Origin of the sequence: Rhizobium sp. LjRoot258 (assembly GCF_964254185.1) — a bacterium.
Taxonomy (GTDB): domain Bacteria; phylum Pseudomonadota; class Alphaproteobacteria; order Rhizobiales; family Rhizobiaceae; genus Rhizobium.
In genome coordinates, this window is record NZ_CAXUST020000002.1 from 297,459 (window position 1) to 314,541 (window position 17,083).

The following is a 17,083-nucleotide window of genomic DNA, read 5'->3' on the forward strand; positions in this document are numbered from 1 at the left end:
TAAGGAAACCCCCACCAGACGTAGTTTATTAACCGTCTTTGTTGTCGCGGTGAAATTATGCTAAGCGCAAATAACGATGTATGCAATAGATAAAAATTAGGTAGATCTAATATAGATTTCGGCGCTGCTTCTTGAGGCTTAAATAAGTAAAATAAATCAAATGATTATGGGCAGTGTTGAAAGGTGCGCAGCGCAGTGTCCGTGCCAAAGTCTCTTGCTTTCCACCGTTAACCATCAGCTGTTTTGCGCTGAAATCAGCGCAGATAAGTTTATTTCACTCTGGGACTTCGCAAGATTGCGCGCGCCGCCGCCAATACTTTCATGAGAAGTATTTATTGTTATTTTGCCGTAGTGCTTCTGTGAACCTGCGGTCACCGTGCCGTGCCCGGGACATCAGCAAAATGGAGTGCGTCAGGACAAAGCGGTGCGGGATTTACAAAGCGTCAGGGGGCTGCCGGGTGGTCACCCCTTCACAGCGCCTGCGGTCAGCGAGCCGGAAATCTGTCGATACATGACGAGACCGAGCACGGCGGGCGGCAGCGCGCCGAGCATCATGACGGCCGATGCGGTTCCCCACTGCACCCCGCCTCCGCTGGCGGCAAAGAAGAAGGAAGCGCCGACGGTCATCGGGACTGCCTGGCTGGTCGTCAGCATGAGGCCAAACAGGAACTCGTTCCAGGCAGTGATAAAGCCGAAGATGAAGGTTGTCACCAATGCTGGCCTAACGACAGGCCTGATGATCATCACCATGACCTGCCACGAACTGGCGCCATCGACTTTCGCTGCCTCGTCAAGTTCCAGGGGGACATCGGAAATGGCGTTGACCATGATGACAAGCGCGAGTGGTGTGTTGACGATCGTCAGGATAAGCCCCAGCCCGAGCTGCGTATCCAAAAGACCAAGCCATTGATACATCATGTAGAGCGGGATTGCGAAGATGATCAGCGGCACCGCCCGCAGGTTGATGATGATCGGCAACAGGGTACGCTTGCCTGTCTCGCTTCGCGCGATGACATAGGCGGCCGGGAAGGTGAGAATGATCGCTAGGCTCGTGCCGATGAGCGAAGCGATGATGCTATTGAAAAGGTAGGAGTAGATGTTGAACCGGTCCGTCTGGGTAAGAACGCGAAGGTAATTCTCGAGCGTCGGCTGGCTAACCCAGAGGCCGGCGTTGACCGATAGTTCTCTCGCACTCTTCAGCGAGGTGACGAATGTGACGATGACCGGAAAGTTCATCGCCAGGGCGGCAGCCGCAAAAACGATCCAACGTGTGACGTTCACCATCGCTATGTCCTCCTGCGCCCGGCGAGCCAGTTGAGGCCATAGAGCACGGCAAGCGATGCTACGAACAGAATGACGGAGGCGGCAACCGCTTTGCCGATCGCGCCCTCCTTGAAAAAGGCCTGGTAGATGTAGATCGAAAGCGATGTTGTCGATCCGCCGGCACCACTGCCGGTCAGCGCGTAGACATTGTCGAACACGCGAAAGCCGTCGATGAAGCGGATGAAGAAGGCAATGACGAGCGTGGGCAGCATCAGCGGAAGCTCGATCCACCAGAGGACCTTGTACCATGGTGCGCCGTCGAGCGAGGCTGCCTCGCGCACATCCATCGGTATCGCGACATAGGCCATGTAAAACAGCAGGAAGGCGAACGGCGTCCATTGCAGCGTCTCGACAACGACGAGCGTGCGAAAAGCATTGTTGATGTCGAGGAAGGCCGGGCTGTCGCCGAACCAAGAGAAGAGATAATAGGGCACCGGCCCGGCGAACTCGTGCAGGACGAGCCGGTACATCAGGCCGATCATTGCAGGGGCAACCATCAAGGGCAGCATCAATGGCGCCATCAGAAACGATCGTCTGGCAATGAGTGGCGCAAGAAAGATCGCGAGGAACAGGCCGATCAGGCATTCGGCAAGTGCGGTCAGGATACCAAAGCGCATCGAGAAAGATACGGCCTGCCAGAATTCCCGGTCGGCGAGCACCGCAGCGTAGTTGCCGAGCCCGCTGAGGCTTGGACTGCGCAGGCTCTCAAAGCTGACGGTCGAGACGGAATAGATGAGGTTGACGAGGGACGGAAAGCCCAGGAAGAGAAGCAGGAACGCCACAAGCGGCGTCAGGTAGGCTCTGCCTTCGGCACGGTTTACAATAGCCATTATGGTCCGCCGGATGGGGCCGGCGCCAGGCGAAACCTGACGCCAGGTTCGTCTTACTTCTTCAACAGATCCTGCATGCCCGTCTTGACATGGGCAAGCGCATCGTCGAGGCCTTGCTGGCCGGACCAGAACCCCGTGAATTCCTTGGCCTGAAGCTCGTAAACCGACAGGGCGCTTGCAGACGTGGCGCCGTTCATCACGTAGCCGTATTTGCTGGCGAATTCACCGAGTTTGACGAGGTCGGGACGATCGCTGGAAACCTTGGCAACGACATCGGGCGAAAGGGCCGGAGAGCCACCGCTCCTGGCGTAGAGAAGGGCTGCATCTTCCGTTGCCAGCCATTTCAGGAACTTCCTCGCTCCTTCCTTGTTCTTGGCATTCTTGTTGAGGCCAAGACCGAGACCATGAATGTGATCGGCGCGCCCGTCGGGGCCGGCCGGCGGCGCGACGATGCCGGTTACCGCGGCCACGACCGGCGATTTTTCGGCGTTCGTCAGATCGGCTGCAGCGGCATTCCATTGCAGCGCCGTGGCCGCTTGGCCCGAGCCGTACGCCGCGTTGGTCTCAGCGTACTCGTAGCTGAGCGAATCCTTCGGCGACGCGCCTGCATCATAGAGCGTCTTGTAGAGCTCGAGGCCGGTCTTGTACGCATCGGAATCAACCGTAATCTTGCCATCCTTGTCCATCCAATCGCCACCATAAGACCGCGGCAGGGATTGAAAGACCATCATGTTGAAAAGCAGGTTCTTCATCTGAAGGACAGTGCCGTAGCGCACCGGGCTTGCCGAATTCACCTGCTTGCTGAAATAGAGTGAGGTTGCTGCCCAATCGTCCCAGGTCCAGCTGTCGGGGTCCTTCGGCTGCAGCTCCTTGCCGAGGTATTTCCGGGCAATTTCCCCGTAGGTCTTCTTGGCCGCCTCATCCTTCATCAGGGCGTCAACCAGATCCTTTCGGTAGTACATGAAGTGCAGCGACAGATCCGTGGGCACGCCATATTGCTTGCCATCGAACTGCATCGTCTTGAGCACGGCTTCACCAAACACCTTGGCGGACTCAGGACCCAGTTCAACCGGTTCCATGTATGGCGCGTAACGGCCGATCGAATAGGTGGCGACCAGATTGACATCGAAAGCGTCGGAGCCGGCGGCCATGTCGGCCTGCAGCTTGTCGAAGAAGCCGTCGCGGTTGAAGAACAGCAGTTGCACCTTGTCGGCGTCGCCGATGCCGGCTTGGGCATTGTAGGCTTCGACCGTGGCTCTGAGCGCGGTTTCTTCCGAGCCACCCGGCCAGCCGAGCACCGTTACGGCCGCGTTCGCCATGCCCGGCAGCGTGACGCTCGCAAGAAGCGCAGCCAGTGCCGGAAGAGACCCAGTGTTGAATTTCATCGTCGTTCCCTTTCTTTTGTTGGGTTTCATGCCATTCGCTCGCCGCTACCTGCCCTCTCCAGCAAGGTCAGCGGCGCCAATGATGCCTGCGCGGCGGCCGAGCTTTGCCGCCACAAGACGCGGCGTAAGCCTGGGCGACAGACCCGACAGGTGGCTGCGCATGAGATCGAGATACCCCTGCGCCAGGCCGACGCCGCCGCCGATGACGGTCGCGTCCGGATCGAGCATCAACTGGATATCCCGGCAGAGCATCGCAGCGCGATGGGCCGAACGGGACACGATATCGGCCGCCCAGCTTTCGCCGTTGCGCGCGCGCTCGAATACCTCGACCGCATCGATCGGATGGCCCGCCGCCAACGCCTCGCGGGCAATCCATCTGCCTGACGTCTGATCTTCAAATGGAACCTGCCCCTGCGATGGCGACCGGATCAGGCCAAAGTGGCCGGCAAGCCCTGAAAGCGGCTTCCCATTGATGACGATCCCGCCTCCAATCCCGGTCGAGATCGTCAGAAACACAAGGTCGCCACCTGCCCCGGCCCCGAACTTGTATTCGCCCCACGCCGCAGCCTGCGCGTCGTTGACGGCATAAGCCGGCCTGCCAAGCAGATCGCTGACCCGGTCTTGAAGAGGATAGCCATCGGGAATGGGCAGGGTCGCCGGATTGAGCGCCGACCAGTTGCCGCCTTGGATGAAGCCGGTCACCGCAATGCCGATCCGCGTATATCGGTTCCGCCAGCTTGCCGTGCTCTCGCACACCGTCGAGAGCCAGGCATCCGGCCCGGCATCGCGTTCGGTGGGAACGACGATCTCTTCCAGAACCGCAGCGCCGCGGATGAGCGCCGCCATCGTCTTGGTGCCGCCGATGTCGATGGAAAGCACGGTTTCCCGGTTCGTGTCGTGCGGGCGCTGATATGCCTTGCCGATTGCCTCACTGAACCATGAGGTCACGTGCTCGGTGCGGGTTATGGCAGAGCCGACGACGACGGCAAACGCCCCGGCTTGCGCTGCCGCGACAGCTTGTTCAGGCGAACGGATGCGACCCTCGGCGATGACATAGGGTGTCAGTTTTCGCATCGCCACGATGAGTTCGATATCCGGGTCGACCGGCTCCGGCCCGTTGACGTAGCCGGAAAGTGTGGTGCCGACGAAATCGACGCCTGCGGCAAGGGCTCGCTGCGCATCGGCGATGGAGGAGCAGTCTGCCATCGTCAGCTTGCCCCTTGCCCTGGCAGTGCGGACAAGCTCCTCCACCGAAGCCGGACGGCGGCGGTCGGTCGCATCAAAGGCGATGATATCGGCACCGGCATCGGCCAGCGCTTCGGCATCGGTGACGAAAGGTGTGATGCGAACCGGACTGTCGGGAAGATCTCGCTTGACGATGCCGACAATCGGCGCGGCGACGACGGGGCGCACTGCTTTGACATAGTCGACCGACTCGATCCTCAACGCCTTGGCGCCAGCCTTAAGGGCGGCCTTCGCAAAGCCCGCGACGAAATCCGCATGATCCATCGGTCCGCCGGGAACCGGCTGGCAGGATACGATAAGACTATTCCTGATGTCTTCCCGTCGCACTCGTGACACTCCATTTCGGCATCACGATAGATAGAAAATACCAGATTACAACCAGTTTGTAACTGGTCTTATCGCTGCAGTTCGAAAACGAAATCGTAGACGTCACCTTTGTAGCGTGTCTCACAGTATTCCACGATCTGTTCGTCAGGCAGGAAGCAGCGTCTTTCAGTCATCAAGAGGGGAGCGCCAACCTCGCAGTGCAGATGCTGCGCATCTTCGCTGGATGCCGCTCTCGAACGCATGCGCTGGATTGCCCGCTGGGGCATGAAGCCACGCGCCGCAAGGGCCTCGTAGAGCGAATCTCGAATGAGATCAGGCGTTGGAAGAAAGCGGGTCGGAACGGTTGAGGTTTCGACCGCGATGGGTGCGCCGTCCGCGGTGCGAACGCGCTTCATGCGGATGACATTTGCGTTTGCAGACACGCCAAGCGCCATCATCTCCGCTGGCGATGGGCGGCTTATCTGCTTGGAAATCCATATGCATCCGGCCACCATGCCACGGGCGCGGATATCCTCCGAGAAACTCGTCAACGTCGACAGCGACTTCTCGACACGTGATCCGACCTCGGTCTTGAAACCGTGGCGGCGATTGAGGAGCCCCTCCTCCTCAAGCGATGCCAGCGCCTTGCGCACCGTCACACGCGACAGCGACAGGCCCTCGGCAAGAACCCGCTCCCCCGGCAAAACAGCGCCGGCTTTCACGACGTTTGAACGAATGGCAGCTTCAATGGCCGACTTGAGCCGTTTGTAGAGGGGCACATCGGGCGCCGTCAGGGCGAATTCCTTGCTGACACGTTCTATCAAGCTGGTACTTGGCATGGCTCCCCTCGCGATGGACCGATCGCCAAAAGATTCATGGAAATCGTTATCTGGAGCTATACTGGTATTATACTGTTCATGCAATTGCTGACGAGCGGCCCACTGGCACCACTCCGGATCGGGTCATTTGCTGGCTGTCTCGGCATCACGAAAGAGGCTCACGTACCGTATGACAGTTCTGATGCGGACACTTGCTTGTCGAAACCAGCTCGAAGTCGTTCTGGCTTCTTAGAAGCTGAGCATGGCGCACGAAGCGGGCGTGCGGACGGCTCTTACGACCCACTGTGTGACCAAAACTATGCAGTCAGGCGGCGGGTCAAAAGCATCTGTCGACGCTCCCACCAGACAAGTGTGAGGCTGGAGGCAACGATCAGCACAGCACCGGCCACCACATGCGGTGTCGGGACGTCCGACCAGATGAGATAGCCGTAGAGAAACGCCCAGACGAGGCCGCTATATTCCATCGGCGCGAGCGTTGAGGCGGGTGCGTAGCGGAAGCCCTCATAGAGCAGATACTGGCCGGCTGCAGCTACGAAGCCGAGGCCGATCATAAGGACCCAGCCGAAAAGATCCGGCGTCTTCCACAACCATGGCAGCATGACGCCGCAAGCGACAACGAATAAGAAGCTTGTTGCCATCATCTGGTTCAGCGTGCTTTCAGTGCGACTGACAAGGCGAACAAGCACCGTGCTCCACGCCCAGCAGAAACCGGCGAAGATGACCATTCCGGCCGGTCCAAGGCTTGGTGCTTCTGCAGGATTGGCTGCCAGCACCACGCCTGCGAACCCGCCGATGCACGCCAGCCAGCGCATCGGCCCGACATTTTCCTTGAGGACGAGGATCGATAGCATCACGACCATGATGGGTGCTGAGAAATACATCGTGGTAATCTCGGCAAGACCGAGATCGCGTGCAGCCGAGTAATAGGCCATCCATGCAGCAAGCATGAGTCCGGCACGCAATAGCAGAGACTTCCGGTGCGGGCTTTTCAGTATTGAAGGATGCCGCAGCCGCCGGACCATGATGCCGGCGACAATAACAATCATGATGCTGCGCATGAAGAGGATCTGCGGGACCGCGTAATCGGCCACGAGCCACTTCACCACCGCGTCCTGGATGGCAAACAGCGAATAGCCGGAACAAGCGAGCGCAATTCCAACGAGCGGGCTCGGGGCGGGGTGATGGGATGGTGAGAGCATTGGCCTGCGGCGGGTTACATCTTGTGGATGACGCCTATCAAGAAGCTCGCCTCGTGACAATCACGAGAAATCAAGACCGCAAAGCTGCCGTCGGGCGGCCAGGGACGTTCTCGGCCCTTTCTTGATTGGTAAGCCTACCCGTTGCTTCATGGGTGCGACCTTATGGCAGATCCTCGCTTCGGGGCCTTGCCTCGCGGACGCAACTGCGGTGTATCATGGGCCGTCTTAGGGCAAGCAGAGGGTGCGTGTAATGAATGAGGGCAAGTCGGCGCTTTACATGGCGACGTCGTTGGCGCTGTGGCCAGCGCTCTTTGCGGTGGGATTGGTCGGGGCGGGCTTAGCCTTCCACACAGAGGCACCCCTATTGTGGTTCAATCTGGTTTATCTGACGGTCGTGGCTGCAATCGCAGGCTTCGAGCGGCTGATACCCTATGAGCAAGACTGGCTGAAGCATGATGGCGAAACCTTCAACGACGTCGCCCATACGCTCCTGACCAAGGGTGGCGTGCAGATTGCAGCGGCCATCGGAGCATCTGCCCCAATGGCGGTCGCGACCGTCGTGCAGCCGGCGCTTACGTCGCCGACGGCGATATGGCCGCACCAATGGCCTCTCGTCTTGCAAGTCGTGCTGGGTTTGATCATTGCCGAATTCGGTCTTTACGTCGCGCACCGCGCCGCGCACGAGATCCTATCGTTGTGGCGATTTCATGCCCTGCATCACAGCGTCGAGCGCCTGTGGGTTGTCAATACCGGTCGTTTTCACGTGGTCGATTCGCTCTTCAAGATCGCACTCAGTCAGATTCCCCTCTATCTCCTGGGAGCGCCCCTGCCCGTCTTTCTCTGGATCAGCGCCGTCACAGCCTTCATCGGCCTTCTCACCCACTGCAACATGGATGTCAGGACCGGCCCGCTCGACCTGGTTTTTAGCACACCTCGCTTGCATCGTTGGCATCATTCCAAGGTGCTTGCCGAAGGAAATACGAATTATGGCGAGAATCTTGTGCTGTGGGATCAGCTATTTGGCACCTATTTCAATCCGGCGCGCAGGCCGCCTGCCGAGATCGGCATCAGTGGACGGATTGCCGAGGGCTTCGTCGCCCAGCTTGTCCAACCGTTTTCGGCCAAAGGGTTCAAGCAGATCCTGGGACGTCGCCGCGAGCCGCAAATGCGCCCCTTGTCTGGAGAGGAGCAGGTCGCACATAGCGATATCAGCCGGCACACCCGGTTCAAGCGGCGGTGAAAGAGGTGGGGACGCCTAAAACGCAGATGGCGCTCAGCCATTTGCTGCGCGCCGTCTGTGGAGATATGTCGATGTACGGAAATGCGAGCCGGAAAAAACTTACCCGGCAGGCGTTGCCCACCTTGCATCGCTTTGGAACATATCATTGAGCTTGTAAGCAACTTCCGTCCGGTTCGTTGCCTTCAGCTTCTTCATGATATTGCGGATGTGAACCTTGACCGTGCTTTCGCGTAGATTGAGTTCATAGGCGATGATCTTGTTCGCCTTTCCCTTGCGAAGCGCCTGCACGACCTCGGCTTGCCTGAGCGTGAAGATGCGCGTGAGTTCGTTCGGCCGCTGTTGTTGCTGGCTCCCCTTCACTGTTGCTGCTGCCGCCGCAGAAAAGCTGTCGCCCGCGACAATAAAGGTGCCGCCTGCAACCGCCAGGGCAATTGCCTCGACGCAAACCTCGATTCCGACGGAGGTCGGAATGAAGCCGCGCGCGCCGTATTCGAGTACTCTCAACGTTTGACTAAGGTCATCACCATCGGCCAGAATAATCACCGGAGCCGGTGCAAGTTCCGAGGTGATGTTCGCGATCTCGTCACACAGCGCTGCGTCATTTGCCTTGCCGCCAGCGATATTGAGGAGAACCGCGCCAACCGGTTGGCAAGTATCCTTCCTTTTCCGCCATTCTGCGATCGAGCCAACGGCAACAGCAGTCATGCCAAGGCCATTCGCCCTTAATGTCGTCGCAAGGCATTCGCGTTCGAGTGTTCTGGCGTCGACAATCAGCAGACACTGATCATCGCCGTGTGTCTCGTCAGAATGCTCGAAATCTATGGTTGCCTTGGATAGCGTCGTTGCAGGCCGGAGCCTGTTCAATGGTATTCTTGCACTTTCAAATTCCGAAGGTACGTAATTCATACTAGCCTCATACCCTATAGTGCTGGGGGATGGTTCGCACGAAGTATACGCAATACTTTGCGAAGGTCCCCTGAACGCAGTGATGATCCCCTTTAGTATGCAGGTAAAGTAGATCCCCGAATTTTGTCCAACCACAATTTTGTTGAATGTTGGATTTCTACTTTATTAAGAAAGTACATACATGCCTGCTAATAAGCAATACAAAAATATTTCTAAAAGGTAACGGGAGAAATCTGAATATATAAAAATATACCACTCTTGGGCGAATCGAGAAATGTAGTTTCAGTCCACGGTAAAAGTTACGCGATGCCCTCGACTGCGTTGATATTTGTTGGAATAAAAATCCTGAATAATGTTACGGCCTCAGTGTATTTCAAGCCAAAACACGCTTAAAGATCGCATTTTGGTATGGTTAATTCTGTAGATTGCAACTGTAGTAACTGTTCAGTTTCCTAGCTGTGAACCGATATACAACGCGCGCTTGTGATTTTTATTTGGCGTCTCCTGCGCGGTGCCCGATAATTATTCCGATGCGCTTGGCGGACCATCCTTGTGAGGGCCCCTCTCAAGATCGCTCCATTTTCTGTCATGAATGAGAGATCGACGCCCTCGAAATAGATGCGCTCACGCTTCCGGTTGGGATAGAGAGTTGCTTGGCCGATCGGCTTGCCCGAATACCCAGGCATAGGAGAAGACCTGAAATGCCAACACTTCGTTTCGCCCTCAACCATATGGCAGCGCCATCGCTGCCGATTGAAGGCTTCTTCGGCTTGGCCACCTCGCTTGGCATCGATGCCGTCGAGATTCGCAACGATCTCACAGGCAACGCGATCATTGATGGAACCTCGCCGGAGACCGTCGCCAAGGCCGCGCAGCGTCACGGGACGACGATTGTTTCGATCAATGCGCTGCAGCGCTTCAACGAGTGGAATGCCACGCGTGTCGATGAAGCGCGGGAACTTATCGAAGATGCGAAGGCATGCGGCGCACAGGCGCTGGTTCTTGTCCCGAAAAACGATGGTACCGGGCGAGCGGATGGCGAGCGCCAGGAGAATCTGCGCCAGTCGCTGGTTGCACTGAAGCCCATGCTTGATGCTGCCGGGATCGTCGGGCTTGTGGAGCCCCTGGGCTTTGAAATTTGCTCCCTTCGTTCCAAGGCGGAGGCCGCCGCAGCAATCGATGCCCTGGCGGCCCGATCGACCTTCAAGCTCGTGCATGACACGTTCCATCATCACCTTGCCGGCGAGGAACAACTGTTTCCCGACCTGACCGGGCTGGTCCATATCTCGGGCGTCGACGATCCCACCGTTTCTGTCGCGGATATGCGCGATGCGCACCGCGTCCTGGTGGCGGCAAACGATCGTCTGGACAACGCCGGGCAGATCAGGGCGCTGATGGAAGCGGGCTATGCGGGACCGTTCTCGTTCGAGCCCTTCGCAGCCGAAGTACACGATCTGAAGGATCCGGCAAAGGCGCTGCGGGCGAGCATGGATTACCTCTCGACGCAGGTCTGAGCCCAAGGGCCCTTCCCCCTACTCTCGACCGCGAAAGCGTCGCTGGTAGGTGGCGTCATAAAGCGAGCTTTCGCGAAAGTCGCTGGCCATGAGCGATGGGCCGATAAAGATGATCGCCGTGCGCTCGATGGGAGCGGCGGTCAGCTTTGTCTCGATGTTGCCAAGCGTTCCGCGCACGACCCGTTCATCTGGCCAGGATGCCTTGGCGACGATCGCAACCGGGCAATCAGCGCCGTAGAGCGGCGTTAGTTCGGCAACAACCTGCCCCAGCGCATGAATGGCAAGGTGGATGGCCAAAGTTGACCCCGTCGCGCCGAATTTCGCCAGCGTTTCGTCGTTCGGCATGGGCGATGCACGACCGGAAACGCGCGTGAGCACCAGGCTTTGTGCTACTGCCGGGATGGTCAGTTCCCGGCCAAGGGTGGCGGCGGCCGCCGCAAAAGCTGGCACGCCAGGTGTCATCGTGTAGTCGATGCCATGCTTTTCGAGCCGGCGGATTTGCTCGGCGACAGCACTCCAAACCGAAAGGTCGCCCGAATGCAGTCGCGCGACATCCTCGCCGGCGGCCGCCGCGCGCAGGTACTCGGCCTCGATCTCGTCGAGCGACATCGGCGCGGTATCAATGATACGCGCCCCAGGCGGGCAGTAACGCAATAATTCCGGCGACACAATCGAGCCCGCATGGAGACAGACAGGGCACTTTGCGATGAGGTCACGACCCCGCACCGTGATCAGGTCCGCCGCACCCGGTCCCGCGCCGATGAAATGCACAGTCGTCATCTTTTTTCTCACTTCTTTGTATAGCGCCATTGCATCACTGGCATGCCTGGCCGCCAACCCGTCATGCCGCCGATGGGTGCCGCGCGCGATATGTCAATGCGTGTCAGCGTGCCGCCGCGCTGCTGGTGCATTGACAGTAGTAGCGCCTCCATCTCGAGCGTGACGGCGTTGGCTACGAGGCGCCCTCCCCTCTTCAGCGCCTGAAGCGCCATTTCGAGCACGCCTTCCTCGCTGCCGCCACCGCCGACGAAGATCGCATCAGGTTCAGGAAGGTTCGCAAGCGCCTCGGGCGCCTTGCCTTCGACTATGGCAAGCCCGGGGACACCGAGGGCAAGCGCATTGCGCGCGATCCGTGCCGCTCGCTCGCTTGATTGCTCGATTGCAATCGCCCGCAGCGACGGATCGGCGAGCATCCATTCGATGCCGATCGAGCCGGAGCCAGCTCCAATATCCCAGAGCAGTTCTGCGTGGCGGGGAGAAAGCGCTGCGAGCGTGATCGCACGGACGTCCTGTTTGGTTAACTGGCCGTCGTGCTCGAAGAGCGCATCATCGAGCCCCGGCGTGAACGCGATTGTCCGCGCCCCCTCCCCTGCCACGACCTCGATGGCGCAGACGTTTAGTGGATCGATCTGACCGAGATCGAAGCTATCGGCGCGTGCCTGGCGCCGCCGCTCGCGCTGCCCACCAAGCGCCTCAAGGACGTGCAATTGGGACTGGCCGAAACCGGAGACGCAGAGAAGTTCTGCAAGCTTGCTCGGCGTCTCTCCGTCTGAGGTCAGTGCGGCAATCCGCCGGCCGTGATGCAGGTGCGGTCGGATCAGATCCAGTGGACGGCCGTGCAGGGAAATCGTCGCTACCTCTTGCAGCGGCCAGCCGAGACGCGAGGCGGCCAGGCTGAACGAGGATGGGGCTGGAATGACCCGCATTTCCTCGGCGCTTATACGTCGGGATAACGTAGCCCCGATTCCATAAAGGAATGGATCGCCCGAACCGAGGACGACGACTGGCTGACCGCGGCGCGCGGCGACTGCCTCGACGGACCGATCGAACGGACTTTCCCAAGAGAGCTTCTCGCCGGTGACGAGCGCGGCCACCAACTCATGATGCCGCCTGCCGCCGAAGACGACAGGTGCGGCCGCGATCAGCTGCTTTGCCTCATCGCCCAGCCCGGCTGGACCGTCTTCTCCGATGCCGATAATAGTCAGCCAGAGTCGGCTGGAGGCAGAAGGCATATCAGACATGGGCAAAATTCGCATCCTGATGCTTGGGGGGACTGGCGAAGCGCGCGCCCTTGCCCAATTGCTCGCTGATACAGGCCGGTATGACGTTCTGCTTTCCCTTGCTGGCAGGACTGACAAACCGTCCCCACAGCCGGTTCCGGTTCGCATCGGCGGCTTTGGCGGAGCCGAAGGGCTTGCGGCGTTCCTGCAGGAAGGGCGGTTCGATCTCATAATCGACGCCACTCATCCCTTCGCGGCTCGCATTTCGAGGAACGCCGGTGCGGCGTCGGCGGCTAGCGGAATTCCCGCATTGGCGCTGCGCCGACCCGAATGGAAAGCTGAACCGAAAGACCGGTGGACACATGTCACGACTGTTGCGGAAGCAATCACCTTGCTTGGCCCCTCTCCCCGCAGGGTCTTCCTGGCGATCGGTCGCCAGGAAGCGCATCGCGCCGAAGCGGCTCCCCAGCACTTCTACCTCGTAAGAAGCGTCGATCCTGTTGAGCCGCCGCTTGTCCTTCCTGACGTCTGCCTCGTTCTCGATCGAGGCCCCTATGATGTCGAAGGTGAAACCTCGCTGTTTCGCGCCCATCGAATCGACGCCTTGGTGACCAAGAACAGTGGTGGTTCGGCGACCTATGCAAAGATTGCGGCAGCACGCCAGCTCGGCATCGAGGTGATCATGATCGCGCGCGCCCCCGCCGCCGCCATGCAGACGGTCGCCACGATCGAATCGATGCTGGCGGCGATCGATCACCTGTTCCCCTTTACGATGGAGCGCGGAGTGTAGACGAGATCAGGCTTGCCGTCTCGGCAGATCACCTTCGTTTCAGGCGAGCCAATGATGACACAGGTTGCCATGTCCGCGTTTGCTGCCTCGGCCTCGGCAAGGCGCTGGACGGTGATACGTTCGTCGGCACGTCCTGCCGCCCTGCCGAAAATCACCGGCGTCGCTGCGGGAAGCTCGGCGCGCAGCAACTCGAACGCTCTACCCAATTGCCAGGGTCGTGCCTTGCTGATCGGGTTGTAAAGGGCGATGACAAAGCCTGCTCGGGCCGCCATCAGGAGGCGATTTTCTATGACATTCCAAGGCTTTAGATTGTCCGACAGCGATAGTGCGCAAAAATCGTGGCCAAGCGGCGCGCCGACGCGGGCGGCGACCGCAAGCATGGCGGTAATTCCCGGCAGCACGGTCAGATCAACCGCGCGCCATTCTTGCGGACCGTTGTCGATGGCCTCGCAGACGGCCGCCGCCATCGCGAAGACTCCTGGATCTCCCCCGGAAACGACGCAGACGCTCGAGCCGGCCGCCGCCGCGCGCAGAGCTGCCGATGCCCGATCGAGCTCCTCCCGGTTATCGGATGCCTGTCGCCGCTGATCGGATCGCAGGTTTAGCCGGTCGAGATAGGGTCCGTATCCGTAGAATTCGGTTGACTGGGACACGGCGGCAAGAGCTTCCGGCGTCATCTGCTGCGCATTGCCCGGGCCCGTTCCGATCACGAAGAGCTTGCCTGTCACCGGCTGGCCTCCCAGCCGGGCACGAGCACCAGGGAAAAGTAAGGGGCGTCGCCATCCAGGCGGTCGACAAGCTTTGTCATTGCCGCATTGGCCATCGTACCCCGCTCCACATAAACAGCTTCCGCAAGGCGGCCCGACGCTTCCAGCGCGCGGCGTATCTTGGGAAGGTTGCGTCCAACCTTCATGATAACGGCGGCCTGCGTATCCGCTAGCCTCCGCTGCAACTCGGCTTCAGCCATCGTACCTGGCAGTACGGAAAGGACGTCGTCTCCCTGGACAATCGGGATACCGGCAAGCGACCAGCATCCGGACATGGCGCTGATGCCGGGAATGACCTCGGTTGGATAGCGGTTCGCCAGCCTTATATGCAGATGCATATAGGAGCCGTAAAACAGCGGATCCCCTTCGCTCAACACGGCAACGATGCGGCCCTTCTCCAGATGGCTAGCGACCGCGTCTGCCGATTGATCGTAGAAGGTGGTAATCTGTTGGCGATAAGCCTCCTCCCCCTTTTCGATCTCGGTCGTCACCGGATAGTAGAGCGGCAACAACGTCTTTTCTGCGCTCAAGAGATGCTCGACGATCGCCTTGCCGTTTCCGCCCCTGCCCTGCTTGGCAAAATAGGCGATGACATGTGCTGCTTCGATCGCCTTGACCGCTTTGACGGTCAGGAGTTCCGGATCGCCGGGGCCGGTGCCGACGCCGATAAGGCGGCCAGGGTTCTTCATAGGCCGGGCCTCGCCAGAGCGTTTACGGCGGCTGCCGTCATCGCGCTGCCACCGAGGCGGCCACGCACGATTGCAAACGGTACGCCGTAGGAGTTTTCGGCGAGTGCGTCCTTGGATTCAGCCGCGCCAACAAAGCCGACCGGCATACCGATGATCGCCGCCGGTTTCGGTGCGCCGTCGCGCAACAATTCAAGAAGATGGAAGAGGGCCGTCGGGGCATTGCCGATGGCGACGACGCTGCCGCCAAGCCGCTCCAGCCAAAGCTGGAGCGCTGCGGCCGAGCGGGTATTGCCGGCTTGCTTTGCCAGTTCCGCCGTGCGCGGATCATGCAGCGTGCAAAGCACCTCGTTGTGTGCTGGCAGGCGCGTGCGTGTGACGCCGTGCGCCACCATTTCTGCGTCGCAAAAGATCGGTGCCCCATCATGCAAGGCTACGCGTGCGGCACTGACGAAGCTGGGCGAGAACACGAAATGCTCTGCCGCTTCGACGAGACCGCATGCATGGATCATGCGCACGGCAATATCGGCTTCCTCCGCAGAAAACCGTGAAAGGTCAGCTTCGCTGCGAATGATCGCAAAAGATCGCTCGTAGATCGCGTCGCCGCTGTGAATATAATCGTAGTCCGGCATTCCTATCCCTGTCGCAGCGCCCTTGTGACGTCGCCTTTGCCGACCCGTCTAAGGCAGGCAGCAGCCGATTCGCCAGCATGTCTCTCGTTTTTGATGAGGCGAGCGAGTTCCTCTATAGCGGAATCGATGTCGCCGCTAGCAATCTGTGCGTCGGGAGCATCCGAAGCCTTGCCGTTGAGGATGAGATGGTAGCCGTCCTGCGCGCCGACAATGGAAAGGGCCGGCTGCGGATGGGCACATCCCTTGGCGCAGCCGGAGAGATGAACAACCATGGAGCCGTCCAGCAATTCGGGAGCGATGGAAACCAATCTCTCCGCATGGGCCTTGGTCTGATAGTGGCCTGAGGCGCAGGCGCCGGCGCCTGCACACGTGGCAATGTGCGCCGACGGATCGTGACGGTCGGCAGACAGGCCATACCTCGACGCCATTTGCGCAATGAGCAGCGCGGATCGAGATGAGAGCTCAGCCAGTAAGAAAATGTGGCCGGGGCTCGGCCGGACTTGCGTTGCGCCGAAGGCTTTGGCTGAGCCGAGGAACGCGATGACATCGCCGGCGTGCATTTGCCCGAAGCGAGGCCTCAGCCCGAGAATTGCGGGGCCATCCGCAAGGGTGAGGGTGCCGACCAAGGGATCCTGGAACGCGGGCGCTCTTGCGAGCTTCATTCGCTCCATCGCAGGGAAGGCCGACAGGAGGTGCCCGCGTTCAAGATCGCGGCATCGTTTGTGCCGGCCAAGCGAAATGAGCAGGCAAAGCAGATCTCCAACTGCTCGAACCGCCTGATCGGCGCTTCCCGTCAGCAATGGCAGTGCGGTTCGTCCGTCGCCGTTGACGGCGATTTGCCAGACTCCGGCGGAAATGGCGGTAACACGAATGTCACCAGCAACGGCAGCAAGCCCGCACTTGCCCCCCCCATCGATCAGAATTGAGAGTTTCGGCGCAAGCATCGGGGAAAGGAGCTCGGCGGCGAGTTTGTCGCGCAGCAGTGCTTCAATCTCGGCAGGGTTCCCGATCTCGTCAGGCGCGATGCCATGCAACGGCGAGAGTTCAATCACGGGGCCGGCGGGAACCGAGATACCCGCGGCGTCGAGATCTGCTGCGAGCGGTTGGACGGTCTCCGGTCCAAGGCCGCGAATTTGCAGGCTGCCGCGCGCGGTGATCTCGACTATTCCGTTACCGTGCCTCTGCGCTGCCTCGGCCAACTGGATGAATTGCTGGACCGAAAGAATGCCGCCGGCGGGCCGCAGCCGCGCCAACAGACCATCGCCCGTTTGCATCGGCTCCAGCAGCGTCGGACAGGCGCCACGGCGCATCCAGGACGAGGGAACCTCCTCCCGGCTATCGCGCGCCGTCTGTTCGCCAGGTGCCATTGTCGCCAGTTCCTTCGCTCATGTCCTTATATGATTGGGACAATCAGCGCAAAA

At 59.8% G+C, this 17,083-nt stretch carries 16 protein-coding genes; 3 read left to right on the plus strand and 13 right to left on the minus strand.

What is annotated here, in order from left to right; all coding sequences use genetic code 11:
• Positions 1–462: 462 nt before the first annotated feature.
• The 6 genes from ACSQ9D_RS22235 to ACSQ9D_RS22260 all read right to left on the minus strand — a co-directional run bounded on the left by ACSQ9D_RS22235 (position 463) and on the right by ACSQ9D_RS22260 (position 7,127).
• A complete protein-coding gene (locus tag ACSQ9D_RS22235; protein WP_436284129.1) occupies positions 463–1,284 on the minus strand; it encodes a carbohydrate ABC transporter permease in 822 nt (273 codons plus the stop codon).
• 2 nt (positions 1,285–1,286) lie between these two features.
• Positions 1,287–2,153, minus strand: a complete 867-nt coding sequence (locus ACSQ9D_RS22240) for a carbohydrate ABC transporter permease (protein ID WP_436284130.1) — start codon at positions 2,151–2,153, stop codon at positions 1,287–1,289.
• 53 nt (positions 2,154–2,206) lie between these two features.
• The gene (locus tag ACSQ9D_RS22245; RefSeq protein WP_436284131.1) at positions 2,207–3,538 is read right to left on the minus strand and encodes an extracellular solute-binding protein; all 1,332 of its coding nucleotides are present in this window, start codon (positions 3,536–3,538) and stop codon (positions 2,207–2,209) included.
• Between the two features lie 45 nt (positions 3,539–3,583).
• A complete protein-coding gene (locus ACSQ9D_RS22250) occupies positions 3,584–5,110 on the minus strand; it encodes a putative N-acetylmannosamine-6-phosphate 2-epimerase (RefSeq protein WP_436284132.1) in 1,527 nt (508 codons plus the stop codon).
• Positions 5,111–5,178: 68 nt separating this feature from the next.
• Positions 5,179–5,928: a GntR family transcriptional regulator gene (locus tag ACSQ9D_RS22255; protein ID WP_436284133.1), complete on the minus strand. Its 750-nt coding sequence runs from the start codon at positions 5,926–5,928 to the stop codon at positions 5,179–5,181.
• A gap of 296 nt (positions 5,929–6,224) precedes the next feature.
• The gene (locus ACSQ9D_RS22260; protein ID WP_436284134.1) at positions 6,225–7,127 is read right to left on the minus strand and encodes a DMT family transporter; all 903 of its coding nucleotides are present in this window, start codon (positions 7,125–7,127) and stop codon (positions 6,225–6,227) included.
• 250 nt (positions 7,128–7,377) lie between these two features.
• Between ACSQ9D_RS22260 and ACSQ9D_RS22265 the strand changes: the two genes are divergently transcribed.
• Entirely contained in the window at positions 7,378–8,367 is a 990-nt protein-coding gene (locus tag ACSQ9D_RS22265; protein WP_436284135.1) for a sterol desaturase family protein, read from the plus strand.
• 99 nt (positions 8,368–8,466) lie between these two features.
• On the opposite strand, the gene ACSQ9D_RS22270 is transcribed toward ACSQ9D_RS22265, so the two are convergent.
• Complete coding sequence (locus ACSQ9D_RS22270; protein ID WP_436284136.1) at positions 8,467–9,273, minus strand: LuxR C-terminal-related transcriptional regulator; 807 nt, start codon at positions 9,271–9,273, stop codon at positions 8,467–8,469.
• A gap of 701 nt (positions 9,274–9,974) precedes the next feature.
• On the opposite strand from ACSQ9D_RS22270, the gene ACSQ9D_RS22275 reads away from it, so the two are divergent.
• Entirely contained in the window at positions 9,975–10,787 is an 813-nt protein-coding gene (locus ACSQ9D_RS22275; RefSeq protein WP_436284137.1) for a TIM barrel protein, read from the plus strand.
• An 18-nt stretch (positions 10,788–10,805) separates the two neighbouring features.
• On the opposite strand, the gene cobM is transcribed toward ACSQ9D_RS22275, so the two are convergent.
• Entirely contained in the window at positions 10,806–11,567 is a 762-nt protein-coding gene (cobM, locus tag ACSQ9D_RS22280) for a precorrin-4 C(11)-methyltransferase (RefSeq protein ID WP_436284138.1), read from the minus strand.
• 8 nt (positions 11,568–11,575) lie between these two features.
• Positions 11,576–12,808 carry a precorrin-6y C5,15-methyltransferase (decarboxylating) subunit CbiE gene (cbiE, locus tag ACSQ9D_RS22285; RefSeq protein WP_436284139.1) on the minus strand — a complete coding sequence of 411 codons (1,233 nt, stop codon included), beginning with the start codon at positions 12,806–12,808 and terminating at the stop codon, positions 11,576–11,578.
• On the opposite strand from cbiE, the gene ACSQ9D_RS22290 reads away from it, so the two are divergent.
• Complete coding sequence (locus ACSQ9D_RS22290; protein WP_436284140.1) at positions 12,807–13,577, plus strand: cobalt-precorrin-6A reductase; 771 nt, start codon at positions 12,807–12,809, stop codon at positions 13,575–13,577. The genes cbiE and ACSQ9D_RS22290 overlap by 2 nt on opposite strands.
• Here the strand turns inward: ACSQ9D_RS22290 and ACSQ9D_RS22295 are convergent.
• Genes ACSQ9D_RS22295 through cobG form a run of 4 tightly spaced genes read right to left on the minus strand, consistent with a single transcriptional unit; the run spans position 13,541 to position 17,029 of the window.
• Positions 13,541–14,305, minus strand: a complete 765-nt coding sequence (locus tag ACSQ9D_RS22295; RefSeq protein ID WP_436284141.1) for a precorrin-3B C(17)-methyltransferase — start codon at positions 14,303–14,305, stop codon at positions 13,541–13,543. The genes ACSQ9D_RS22290 and ACSQ9D_RS22295 overlap by 37 nt on opposite strands.
• Positions 14,302–15,033, minus strand: coding sequence for a precorrin-2 C(20)-methyltransferase (locus ACSQ9D_RS22300; RefSeq protein WP_436284142.1), 732 nt, complete (start codon positions 15,031–15,033; stop codon positions 14,302–14,304). The genes ACSQ9D_RS22295 and ACSQ9D_RS22300 overlap by 4 nt, the downstream gene beginning before the upstream one ends.
• Positions 15,030–15,662 carry a precorrin-8X methylmutase gene (locus tag ACSQ9D_RS22305; RefSeq protein WP_436284143.1) on the minus strand — a complete coding sequence of 211 codons (633 nt, stop codon included), beginning with the start codon at positions 15,660–15,662 and terminating at the stop codon, positions 15,030–15,032. Before ACSQ9D_RS22305 ends, ACSQ9D_RS22300 begins: the two co-directional genes overlap by 4 nt.
• Positions 15,663–15,664: 2 nt before the next feature.
• On the minus strand, positions 15,665–17,029 hold the full coding sequence (gene cobG, locus ACSQ9D_RS22310) for a precorrin-3B synthase (RefSeq protein ID WP_436284144.1): 1,365 nt from the start codon (positions 17,027–17,029) through the stop codon (positions 15,665–15,667).
• Positions 17,030–17,083 lie beyond the last annotated feature (54 nt).